This window comes from Massilia solisilvae (genome assembly GCF_024753215.1).
Lineage (GTDB): Bacteria > Pseudomonadota > Gammaproteobacteria > Burkholderiales > Burkholderiaceae_D > Telluria > Telluria solisilvae.
The window spans coordinates 1,370,164-1,381,665 of the sequence record NZ_JANUGV010000001.1; the positions used below are offsets into that span (position 1 = coordinate 1,370,164).

The window sequence follows — 11,502 nt, forward strand, 5'->3', positions numbered from 1 at the left end:
TAAAACCGCGACTTAGCTGCGCTGGAGCGATGCACTGCGTGCGCTGGCGCACGGACGATCGACCGGAAGTTTGCGTTATCACAAGAAAATTTTCTTGCGATTCTGCTTGCGCTCGGCTACTGGACAAATGTACAGTTATGCCACCTGTTCCCACCACGCCAGCCGATGCAAGAAGCCGCCGTTGCCCGCGCCCCCGACGATCCGTTTGCCGCCCTCAACCCGCAGCAACGCTGTGCCGTCGAGCACGACATCGGCGCGCAAGACCCGCGCCCGCTGCTGGTGGTCGCCGGCGCCGGCTCGGGCAAGACCAATACGCTGGCGCACCGCGTCGCGCGCCTGATCGGGGCGGGCACGGATCCCCAGCGGATCCTGCTGCTGACCTTTTCGCGCCGCGCCGCCAATGAAATGACCCAACGGGCCGGCCACGTGCTGCAGCGGGTGCTGGGCACCGGGCTGTCGGCGGCGAGCCCCACGCTCCCCTGGGCCGGCACCTTCCACAGTATCGGCGCGCGCCTGCTGCGCGAGTACGCGGGCCGCATCGGACTGTCCGACTCGTTCACCATCCATGACCGCGGCGACTCGGAAGACCTGATGGGCCTGGTGCGCCACGAGATCGGCCTGTCGCAGGGGCAGAAGCGCTTTCCGCTCAAGGGGACTTGCCTGTCGATCTATTCGCGCGTCGTCAACAGCCGCGAGCCGCTCGACCTCGTGCTCAAATCAACCTTCCCGTGGTGCGCGCAGTGGGAGGCGCAGCTCAAGACCCTGTTCGGCGCCTACGTCGACGCCAAGCAGGAACAGAACGTGCTCGATTACGACGACCTGCTGCTGTTCTGGGCCGAGATGGTGTCCGATCCGGAGCTGGGCGCCGAGATCGGCGCGCTGTTCGACCACGTGCTGGTGGACGAATACCAGGACACCAACCGGCTGCAGGCCGCGATCCTCACCGGCATGAAGCCGGACGGGCGCGGCGTGATGGTGGTGGGCGACGACGCGCAATCGATCTATTCGTTCCGCGGCGCCACCGTGCGCAACATCCTCGATTTCCCGCAGCAGTTCTCGCGCCCGGCCGAGCTTGTCACGCTCGATCGCAACTACCGCTCGACCCAGCCGATCCTGGACGCGTCCAACGCCGTCATCGAACAGGCCGTCGAGCGCCACGCCAAAACGCTGTGGACCGACAAGCTGTCGTCGGCCAAGCCGCAGCTGGTGCTCATCCCGGACGAAGCGGAGCAGGCACGCTGGGTCTGCAACCGCGTGCTGGAGCACCGCGAGGCCGGCATTGCGCTGACCCAGCAGGCGGTGCTGTTTCGCGCCGCCAGCCACAGCGCGGCGCTGGAACTGGAGCTGATGCGGCGCAATATCCCGTTCGTGAAGTTCGGCGGGCTCAAGTTCCTGGAAGCCTCGCACATCAAGGACGTGCTGGCGGTGCTGCGTTTCGCGCAGAACCCGAGCGGGCGCATGGCGGGCTTCCGGGTCGCGCAGATGATTCCCGGTATCGGCCCGGCCACCGCGGCGCGCCTGCTCGATGCGATGTCCGAGGCGGCCGATCCGCTGGCGGCGCTCGAGGCCTTCGCCGCGCCTGCCAGGAGCGCCGAGGACTGGCAGCAGTTCGTGGCTCTGTACCGCGCGCTGCGTGCGCCTGGCCTGCGCTGGCCGGCCGACATCGAGCTGGCGAAGAACTGGTACCTGCCGCATTTGGAGCGCATGCACGACGACGCGCCGGTGCGCGCGGCCGACGTGGAGCAGCTCGCCGCGCTGGCCGGCGGCTACGGCTCGCGCGAGAGTTTCCTCGCCGAGATCACGCTCGACCCGCCCGAGGCGACCAGCGACCGCGCCGGGCCGCCGCTGCTGGACGAGGACTACCTGATCCTGTCCACCATCCACTCGTCGAAAGGACAGGAGTGGAGATCGGTGCACGTGCTGAACGTGGTGGACGGCTGCATCCCGTCCGACATGGCGACCGGCAGCATGGAGGAGATCGAGGAAGAGCGGCGCCTGCTCTACGTGGCCATGACGCGCGCCCGCGAGCACCTGCAGCTGGTGGTGCCGAATAAATTCTTCATCAAGCAGCAGTCACAGATGGGCGACCGCCACGTGTACGCGCAGCGCACCCGCTTCATCAGCCCGGCGATGCTCAGGCACTACGAAGAATGCGTGTGGCTGGACGCCGCCACGCTGCAGCAGCGCAAGCCGATGCCCGAATCGGTGCGCATGCTGGTGCGCGACCGCGCCCGCAACGCATGGAAGTAACAGGTGGTAGGGCGCGCGTGTTGATGACTTATCCCCCGCTGTAGGAATTTGTAGGAATCTACCGCATATTTCGCTAGGACTATTTCTCTCGGATTGCGTAAGTCCTTGATTCTATTGGGTCGAAATTTTGCCTTCAGAACGGGCAAAGTGTCGAAACCCGCATGAAATCTGGGGTTCCGGCCTGTCAAGTGGGCCTTTTCCACACAGTTATCCACATTTTTTGTGGATATCGAGAAATATCGCGGAAAATCAGTAGCTTACACATTTTCCGTTGCCGCTTGGATATCATTCTGCAGCCGATGCAACTCGGCCAGAAAGCGCTCTGCCGCCAGCGCCGGCGCCCACGGTTCCCATGCCTTGCCACCATACAAAGCGAGCAGCGGATCGGCGGCCAGCACTGTCGAGCGGATTTTCAGCGTGCGCCGCACTTCCTGTTCCGACCAGCCGGCAACATGGACGGCTTCGCTCGCCGCCGCAACGCGGTCGGCTTGCTTGTGCTTACGGTACTCGCCGGGTGTCCATGCGGGCAGGCCGTAGCGCAGGAAGACGGCCTGCTCGAGCCGCTGTGTGAGCGCGCGGAATCCATCGCCCAGGAAAGGTTTGATTACCGAGATCGCGTCAAAGCCGAGCAAGCCTTCCTCGGCGTCGTGCAGTAATTCGCGCAACTCGGCTTCCGGCGACAGCGTGCCGCCGGCGGCGCGGCGCAGCAGCATGACCGTGATCGAGTGCTGGGCCACCGACAACGGCAGCGGCCACGCGGAGTGCCCGCCCCAGCGATAGGTGCGGGCCAGGCCGAGCGCCAGGTCGGCGTCGTCCCAGTCGAAAGGCGTGGGGTCGAGCAGGTCAAGTCGTTTGCCGGAGGGCATGCGCACCCAGGCGCGGGTCGGCAGGGGCATCAGTGGGCGGTGCAGGTCTTCGTCATCACAAGATTTTACACGCCACACCCGTCGCCATGGGGTGGGGCGGTGGTCGTTGCTGGCGTGATAAAAAAACAACATCGGCCTTTGTCGCGGAAACACTTGTTGCCAGCCGGACCGTGTTTCTATAGTCTTTTGGCAACTTTCTGCTCGGGTCACTGTTGGTCTTCTCATCGGAGGAATCATGTGCTGCTGGCGTCTTGTTTTCCCTCTCATTCTCGGAGCGTTCCTGTTTGGTTGCCATTCGATCCCGACCAAGGAAGAGCGGGCTCGGCTCGACAGCGCAAGAGAGCAGTGTAATTACGTGAACCTGGGCGGCGCACAGCTGACCCTGAAAGCGGTCCCGGTGATCAACGGCAAAAGCCTGAACGAGATCTCGGCGAAGCTGGGCAACAACACCAAGTCGGACTACGCGCTGTTCGCCGCTCTGTGGCATCAGGACGCGTGCATGATCCAGCGCCTGGCCCCGTCGATGGATTTCAACAAGGTGTCGCAATGGGACGAGATCATTGCGGACGCGTTTGCCGCGGTACCGAACCAGATTCCGGGCGACCACGCCGCCAGGCTCGAGACCATCCGCAAGTTGCGAAGCGAGTATCTGGCGCGGCTGGACGGCAAGGACAAGACGAAAGGGCCATTGATGCCCGACTATCTCTACTTTGCTGCGATCCCGGCTGATAACTTCCTGAACATTACCGAATTTCACTCGGAAATCGCGCTTCCCGATGGCGCCGTCGTCAAGGGAACAAACCTGGCGAAAAGCGCACTGAGCGCCGATCTGGGCCCGGGCGAATTTTCCAACGAGGTGCGTCCGGCGCTGCAAGTGATTCGATCCAATCTCGCCGCGTATGCCTTGGGCCACGCTACGGAGCAAGAAATTCTCCAGGCAACTGTCACGTCGATCTTTAACGTGGCGACGAACAAGGTCCGGCTCGCGGAGCAAGCCACCAGCCCCGCTGGCGAGACAAAAGCACCAGCGAGCAGCCAGCCGGTGAGCGCAGGCACGGCAATTTCGGCGCCGCCGGCGACCGCGGGCGCGCAGGCCGCTCCGGCGGCCGGCTCGTAGCGCGATGGCCGCCACCAGTCTCGCCGTCGCCATCCCGCTGGCCATTGCCGTCTATTCGGGGTGGCAGCAGCACAAGGCATGCATTGGCGACCACGACCCGCGGCCGGTCGTGGAGAATTTTTGCTCGGGCCTCAGGCAGTCCCTCAACGAAACGTGCTCGGCCATGCTGTCGGTGCCGCTGCCCGGGAACTATTTCCAGTTGAGGCTCGGGGAGGCGATCAAGCCGGTGAAATTCGACGATTTCACCAGGGAGACGATCCGCGAAACCTACACGGCGTGCACGAACTTCTGGGGCGGCGATCCGTCATGGAGCTACCCGCGATACCTGGCCTACCTCAACGAGCGGGCCTCGGTGCTGGATCTGTTGCTCGCCCAGGTAAAGCTGCCGGGGGCCAGGGCGCAGACCTCGGCGGCCCTGGCTGGGCAGGGCGCCAGTCCGGCGGTGGCGCCGCCACCGCTCAACAAGACGATCGACAAGATATGCGAGGCAACCGGCGGCTGCCCCGCCGGCGGCGGCGCGGGCCAGGGGCTCAGCGAGTCTGAGGTGAAGCAGATCGTCAATACCGAGGTGGCGCAGTTGTCCGCCGAGCTGAGGGACGCGGTGGATGAGCGGATCGCGCAATCCAATATGCGGATCACCGACCAGTTGCTGGAGATGCGCGTGGCGCTGAACGAGTTCCTGGGAGGGGCCGGCAAACCGCGGGCGCCTGGCAAGCGGCTGGTCGCGGAGGTGGCATTTGCCACCGCAAGCGCGAAGATCAGTGACCAGGACTGCGACGGCCTGGCACGCATGGTGACGTCCCAGTTGCCGGCGGGATCCGAGGTGACGGTCATCGGCTCGGCCGACGCCCGCGGTACGGCCGCTGACAACAAGCGCCTGAGCGAACGGCGCGCGCAGCGGGCGGCCGCTTGCTTGTCCCGCCATCCGGCGTGGCGTGGCGCGCGCATCCAGGCGCATGGCGACGGTGTCCTCGGGACCCTGCCATCGAGCATGAGCCTGGCGCGCAAGGCGGCCATCTACATCGCACCGCCCGTCGAGCGCACGGCGGAATAGTCATCGACAGCGATATTGATTTAGGCAAACACAGCGCTAGATCGACAACAATACACTGGCCTGAATGCAATCCTTCGTGGGGAGGGCAAGATGGCACAGGTCCAGAAGATCGCGATCCTCGGTGGGGGCGCGGGCGCACTGGCGGCGGCGTTTTACCTGAGCGGGCAAGCGGGATGGCGTGAGCGCTACGACATCACGATCTACCAGCAGGGCTGGCGCCTGGGCGGCAAGGGCGCGAGCGGGCGCAATCCCGATCTGGCGCAGCGCATCGAGGAACATGGCCTGCACATCTGGTTCGGCCACTACGCCAACGCGTTTGCGCTGATGCGCGCGGCCTATGCCGAGCTGGCGCGGCCTGCCGACGCGCCGCTGGCCAGCTGGGCCGAAGCCTTCCACCCGCAGGACTATATTGCGCTGGCGGAGCAGGCCGGGGCCGGCTGGCAGTTCTGGAACCTGGTGCTGCCGCGCCGCCCTGGCGAGCCGGGCACGGGCAGCGATCCGGTCACGCCGTGGGCGCTGGCGCTGGAAGCAATCCGCGCGCTGCGCCACTGGCACGACAGCTTGCGCACGCTGGCGCCGGGCGGGGTGGAAGACGCCGCGTTCGACACCCTGCTGTCGCTCGCGCACGGCATGCCGCGCCACCCGCGTGACCACACCACCCATGACCGCGCCGCGCTGGGCCGGGCGCTGGAGCGCGTGCGCGGCCATATCGATGGTTTGCACGTCCTGTCGATCGACGGCGGCCAAGTGCAGCGGCTGCTGGTTGCGCTCAATATCGGCGCGACCGTGCTCAAGGGGATGCTGGCCGACGGCGTGTTCGTGCGCGGCTTCAACGCCATCAACGACGAGGACCTGCGCGCCTGGCTCACGCGGCATGGCGGCGACGCACGCCTGTGCGTCGATTCCACGCCGATCCGCGCGCTTTACGAACTGCTGTTCGCGTACGAGGACGGCGACCCGGCGCGTCCCAACCTGGAAGCCGGTACCGCGCTGCGCTGGATGCTGCGCATGGCCTTCGCCTACCGCGGCAGCGTGATGTACCGGATGACCGCCGGCATGGGCGACGCCGTGTTCGCTCCCCTGTATGAAGTGCTGGCGCGGCGCGGCGTACGGTTCGCGTTCTTCCACCGGGTCGAGGAACTGGTGCCCGACGACGACGGGGTGGGCGAGATCGTCCTGACCGAGCAGGCCAAGCTGCGCGCCGGCCGCTACGATCCGCTGGTGGATGTGAAAGGGCTGCCGTGCTGGCCGGATGCGCCGCTGTGGGGCCAGCTCGACGCGGGCCAGGCCGCGCTGATGCAGGAATACGGCGTGGACCTCGAATCGTATTTCAGCGACTGGCCGCGCATCTACCGCCAGGCGTATGGCGGGCCCTTGCTGCAACGCGTGCTGCGGCGCGGGCGCGACTTCGACCATGTGGTGTGCGGCATCCCGGTCGGCTCGCTGCCGCTGGTCGCGCCGCGCCTGCTGGCCAAGAGCCCGGCGCTGCGCGCCGCCGCCAACCGCTTGCGCACCATCGCCACCCAGGCCTGCCAGGTATGGCTCGACCGCAGCCTTGCGGACCTTGGCTGGACCACACAGCCCAACGGCCAGCAGCCGGTGCTGACCGGCTTCAGCCAGCCCTACGACACCTGGGCGCCGATGGACCAGGTGCTCGCGCGCGAGGACTGGCCGGGCGGCGCCGCGCCTGCGAGCGTATCCTACTTCTGCGGCGTGTTCCCGGCAGGCGAGCTGCCGCACCAGTCCGACAGCGACTACCCGGCGCGCAGCAACGAACAGGCCCGGCAAAACGCGATCGCACTGCTGGCCGGGCGCATCCAGGGGCTGTGGCCCGCCGGTTTTCAGTGGCAGTGGCTGCACGACCCGCTGCAGGCGCAGGGCCAGGCGCGCTTTGACCGCCAGTTCTGGCGCGCCAACGTCGATCCGTCCGAGCGCTATGTGCTGTCGGTGGCGGGCAGCAGCGGCTACCGGCCGGTGGCAGGCGGCTCGGGCTTGACCAACCTGTACCTGGCCGGAGACTGGTTGCGCACCGGGCTCGACTCGGGCTGCGTGGAGGCGGCGGTGATGGGCGGGATGCAGGCCTCGCGCGCATTGTCCGGCTTTCCGGCGGTGATCGAGGCCGAGAGCGATTTCCCCGAAGGAGGCGGTACATGGGCGACAACCTGAATCGCATCGAATGCGACATGCTGGTGGTAGGAGGCGGCATCAACGGCGCGGCGATCGCGCGCGACGCTGCCGGGCGCGGCCTGCGCGTGGTGTTGTGCGAAAAGGACGACCTCGGGCAGCACACCTCGTCCGCGTCCAGCAAACTGATACACGGCGGGCTGCGCTACCTGGAACACTACGCATTTGGCCTGGTGCGCAAGGCGCTGGCCGAGCGCGAGGTGCTGCTCAAGAGCGCTCCGCACATCATGCGGCCGCTGCGTTTCGTGATGCCGCACGATAGCGGCCAGCGGCCGGCGTGGATGATCCGCGCCGGACTGATGTTGTACGACCGTCTGGCGCCGCGCGAATTCCTGCCTGGCTCGGAAAGCGTGGACCTGATCGGACATGCGGCCGGCAAGCCGCTCAAGCGCCGGTTCGCGCGCGGCTTCGTGTATTCGGACGGCTGGGTGGACGACGCGCGGCTGGTGGTGCTCAATGCGCTCGACGCCAGCGAGCGCGGCGCCACCATTCTCACGCACACGCTGTGCAGCGCGGTGGAGCGCCACCCCGGCCACTGGTCGGCCACGCTCAGGCACGCGCTGGGCCAGACCCGCGTGAACGCGCGCTGCCTGGTCAATGCGGCCGGGCCGTGGGCAGCGCGCTTCCTGCACGGCGCAGCCGGCGCGCAGGGCGGCGCGCTGCGGCTCATCAAGGGCAGCCACATCGTCGTGCCGCGCCTGTTCGAGCACCCGTATGCCTACATCTTCCAGCACCCGGACGGCCGCATCGTGTTCGCGATTCCCTACGAGGGCGCGTTCACGCTCATCGGCACCACCGACGTGGACTACCGCGGCGACCTGGACAAGGTCGCGATCAGCGCCGACGAGACGAACTACCTGTGCCAGCTGGCCAACCGCTATTTCGTGCGCCAGATCGGCCCGGGCGACGTGGTGTGGAGCTATTCGGGCGTGCGCGCGCTGGTCGAGGATGCGGCGTCGAGCGCGGCGGCGGCCACGCGCGACTACCGGTTGGAACACGACACGCACGGCGCGCCGCTGCTGTCGGTCCTGGGCGGCAAGCTCACCACCAGCCGCAAGCTGGCGGAGCAGGCGGTGGACTGGATCGCACCGGCGCTCGGGCGGCGCGCGGCGGCGTGGACGGCGCAGGCCTGCCTGCCGGGTGGAGACCTGATGGGAGCGCAGCCGGCCAGCCGCGCGGTGCTCGAATTCGACCTGTGGGTCAAGCGCCAGCAGGCGCGCTATCCGTGGCTGCCGCCCGCGCTGCTGTCACGCTACGCCCGCGCTTACGGCACGCTGATCGAGGTGTTGCTTGCCGGGCGCAAGTCGGTGGCCGAGCTGGGCGAGGAGATCGCGCCGGGGCTCTACGCGGCCGAGGCCGAGTACCTGTGCCGGCACGAGTGGGCCGCGAGCGCCGAGGACATCCTGTGGCGGCGCTCCAAGCTGGGCCTGCACCTGCCGCCGGGCGCGGCACGCCAGCTGGACGCATGGCTGGACGCGCGCCACCGGGCGCAGGCTGGCGAGGGCGCGGACGCGCCTTAGCGCGCCTGACAAGACCGTCAAGTTGCCCTGGAAGCAACAGAAGCGTACACTCGGCCATTCCGACCGTTCGCTATCGGCCACGACAATGGACGGCTTATCTGGCACCAGTACATGGAAGCTAGCTCATGAATAGCGAGTTCATCACTTCTGTTCCATACCTTCACACGGAACGACTCATGCTTCGCGAATATCGACGGGAGGACTTTGACGCATTCGCAGCGCATTTGGCCGACCCTGTAAGCGCGGCCCACCTGGTCCCGGCTGACCGCCACGCTGCATGGCGAATCTTCTGCTCACAAGCGGGACTGTGGCTGATACATGGCGCCGGATGGTGGGCCGTCGAGGAAAGGGAGACTGGTCAACTCGTCGGGAATGTTGGCGCGTTCTTTCGCGAGGAATCCACGGTGATGGAGCTTGGTTGGAATACCTATCGTGCCTTTTGGGGCCAGGGATTCGCAAACGAAGCGGCGGCGGCAGCCTTGAACCATGCGCTCGAGATCCGACGCGAACCAAAAGTTCGGGCTGTCATCGCTTCAGCCAACGAATCATCGCTGCGCGTTGCCAAGCGTCTTGGCATGACTTATGAAGCGGAAACCGAGATTTACGGCAAAGTGGTCGGCATTTATACGCGTGAGCGGGGATGCTCAGCTGTTTAGGCCGACAGGACTGTACGGGAAGCTCGTTGTCGTACGTGCTGGAGCATGTTGGCAAAGGCCAAATCAAATTAGCGGATCGCGATGAGCAGTGTAGCCGCCGGCTGTAGAAAGCTTGGTTTTCTACTTCGTCTGGCATCATAGAGCGGCACCACCCCGACAACGGGAAGCCCAGAAAGGTATGATGCGGGTCGGCCACGTACGGTTGCCGAAGTTCGAAAGTATCAATGAAGCTCAGCCAGAAAGTCGGCGCCGCGCTTGCACTCTTTGCAGCTGCGGCACTTGTTCCTTGTCCCATCCTTGCGCAGCCGGTCCCCGCCGCCATTCAAACCCTGGCCGTCCAGGCGTCACGGTCGCACACGACGCTTCTGGCTCCGTACGACGATCGCACCTGGCTCGATCGCTTCTACGCCCCGCGCAAGTATGCGCCCGCCTGGGATGCGTCGACTGCTTCGGCTGCATTGTGGGTACTACGCCAAGCCACGCTGCAGGGCCTGGATCCGCTCGACTACGGCACCGAGTCGCTGCAGCGGCAACTGCGCTCCGGCCAAGCCGGCGCTGCCGATTTCGACGTCGCGCTCACCGCCGCGATGCTGCACTACCTGGCTGACCTGCGCGTTGGGCGAGTCCGCTCCGAGTACCACACCCGTCTGCCTGATGCGCGTCTGAAGCAGTACGATCCGGTCGAGCGCCTGCGTGTAGGGCTCGCCGCCGGCAAGCTGCGGGCCGCGGTGCAGGCGGCCGAGCCGCAATCGTGGCAGTACCAGCGGGTCAAGTCGGCGCTGGCATCGTACCGCGAGCTGTCCAGGCAGCCGTATCCGCCGCTACCGAAGCCGCGTGCCAAAGTCGCGCCCGGTGGCAGCTACCCCGCCGCCAAGGCGTTGTTCGAGCGCCTGGTGCTGCTGGGAGACCTGCCCGCGGAAGCGCCGCCGCCACGCGCTGGCATCTACGGGGTTCGGATGAAGGAGGGCGTCCAACGCTTCCAGGCCCGTCACGGACTGGTTGATGACGGTGTGCTGGGCCGCGCCACCATCGACGCGCTCAATGTGCCGCCGGCGCAGCGCGCGCGCCAGCTCGAACTGACGCTCGAGCGCCTGCGCTGGCTGCCCGATTTCGGTCCGGGCCCCCTGATCGTGGTTGACCTGCCGGCTTACCGGCTGTTGGCGCTACACGACGGCAGCGCCGAGGGGCCGCTCGAGATGCGCGTGGTGGTTGGCTCGATCAAGTCCGAAACCCCGCTGTTCATTGGCCAGATGCGCTACCTCGAGTTCAATCCGTACTGGAACGTCCCGAGCAGCATTCTTGAAAAGGACATCCTGCCCAAGCTCGAGCGCAATCATGCTTACCTCAGGCAGAACGAGATGGAGACGGTACCGCCAGGCGCGAGCACGGCTGACCTGAAGGCAGGCCGGGCCCGCTTGCGCCAGCGCCCGGGCCCCAAAAACTCGCTGGGTGCGATCAAGTTCGCAATGCCCAACCCGATGGATATTTACCTGCACTCGACCCCAGCCCGCGAACTGTTCAAGCGTAGCCGGCGCGACCTGTCGCACGGCTGCATCCGGGTCGAGAATCCGGCCGCATTGGCCCAGTACGTACTTGGCCAGCAGGGCCAGTGGAACGCTGACACCATCCGGGGCGCGCTGCAGCCGGGACCGACCCGGCACGTCGATCTGGCCCGCCCAGTTCCCGTTGTGCTTTTCTATGCCACCGCCACCGTCGACAGCAAAGGCCGTCCGCGCTTTGCGGCCGATATCTACGGCCGCGACGCGAAGCTCGAGGAGCAGCTGACGGCCAGGTCCGGAGGCTTGCCAATTATTTCCGGGCCCCGACTGTAGAGCCTTGATTCGCGGCAGGGGCG

At 66.4% G+C, this 11,502-nt stretch carries 8 protein-coding genes; 7 read left to right on the forward strand and 1 reads right to left on the reverse strand.

Annotated features, from left to right (window positions below):
• Positions 1-165 precede the first annotated feature (165 nt).
• On the forward strand, positions 166-2,250 hold the full coding sequence (locus tag NX773_RS06235) for an ATP-dependent helicase (RefSeq protein WP_258855457.1): 2,085 nt from the start codon (positions 166-168) through the stop codon (positions 2,248-2,250).
• A 257-nt stretch (positions 2,251-2,507) separates the two neighbouring features.
• Here NX773_RS06235 and NX773_RS06240 read toward each other — a convergent pair whose 3' ends face one another.
• Positions 2,508-3,146, reverse strand: a complete 639-nt coding sequence (locus tag NX773_RS06240) for a phosphohydrolase (protein ID WP_258855458.1) — start codon at positions 3,144-3,146, stop codon at positions 2,508-2,510.
• A 205-nt stretch (positions 3,147-3,351) separates the two neighbouring features.
• On the opposite strand from NX773_RS06240, the gene NX773_RS06245 reads away from it, so the two are divergent.
• From NX773_RS06245 to NX773_RS06270, 6 genes are all read left to right on the forward strand, one after another.
• Entirely contained in the window at positions 3,352-4,233 is an 882-nt protein-coding gene (locus tag NX773_RS06245) for a hypothetical protein (protein ID WP_258855459.1), read from the forward strand.
• 4 nt (positions 4,234-4,237) lie between these two features.
• Positions 4,238-5,287 carry an OmpA family protein gene (locus tag NX773_RS06250; protein WP_258855460.1) on the forward strand — a complete coding sequence of 350 codons (1,050 nt, stop codon included), beginning with the start codon at positions 4,238-4,240 and terminating at the stop codon, positions 5,285-5,287.
• 90 nt (positions 5,288-5,377) lie between these two features.
• Complete coding sequence (locus NX773_RS06255; RefSeq protein WP_258855461.1) at positions 5,378-7,453, forward strand: NAD(P)-binding protein; 2,076 nt, start codon at positions 5,378-5,380, stop codon at positions 7,451-7,453.
• On the forward strand, positions 7,438-8,991 hold the full coding sequence (glpD, locus tag NX773_RS06260; protein ID WP_258855462.1) for a glycerol-3-phosphate dehydrogenase: 1,554 nt from the start codon (positions 7,438-7,440) through the stop codon (positions 8,989-8,991). Before NX773_RS06255 ends, glpD begins: the two co-directional genes overlap by 16 nt.
• Positions 8,992-9,116: 125 nt before the next feature.
• Entirely contained in the window at positions 9,117-9,647 is a 531-nt protein-coding gene (locus NX773_RS06265; protein ID WP_258855463.1) for a GNAT family N-acetyltransferase, read from the forward strand.
• 224 nt (positions 9,648-9,871) lie between these two features.
• Positions 9,872-11,479, forward strand: coding sequence for a L,D-transpeptidase family protein (locus NX773_RS06270; protein WP_258855464.1), 1,608 nt, complete (start codon positions 9,872-9,874; stop codon positions 11,477-11,479).
• Positions 11,480-11,502 lie beyond the last annotated feature (23 nt).

What these genes read in the sequence shown, in the direction of transcription:
- NX773_RS06235 (WP_258855457.1), top strand. Translation starts at nt 166, where the DNA reads ATGCAAGAAGCCGCCGTTGCCCGCGCCCCCGACGATCCGTTTGCCGCC.
- NX773_RS06240 (WP_258855458.1), bottom strand. Translation starts at nt 3,146, where the DNA reads ATGCCCCTGCCGACCCGCGCCTGGGTGCGCATGCCCTCCGGCAAACGA.
- NX773_RS06245 (WP_258855459.1), top strand. Translation starts at nt 3,352, where the DNA reads ATGTGCTGCTGGCGTCTTGTTTTCCCTCTCATTCTCGGAGCGTTCCTG.
- NX773_RS06250 (WP_258855460.1), top strand. Translation starts at nt 4,238, where the DNA reads ATGGCCGCCACCAGTCTCGCCGTCGCCATCCCGCTGGCCATTGCCGTC.
- NX773_RS06255 (WP_258855461.1), top strand. Translation starts at nt 5,378, where the DNA reads ATGGCACAGGTCCAGAAGATCGCGATCCTCGGTGGGGGCGCGGGCGCA.
- glpD (WP_258855462.1), top strand. Translation starts at nt 7,438, where the DNA reads ATGGGCGACAACCTGAATCGCATCGAATGCGACATGCTGGTGGTAGGA.
- NX773_RS06265 (WP_258855463.1), top strand. Translation starts at nt 9,117, where the DNA reads ATGAATAGCGAGTTCATCACTTCTGTTCCATACCTTCACACGGAACGA.
- NX773_RS06270 (WP_258855464.1), top strand. Translation starts at nt 9,872, where the DNA reads ATGAAGCTCAGCCAGAAAGTCGGCGCCGCGCTTGCACTCTTTGCAGCT.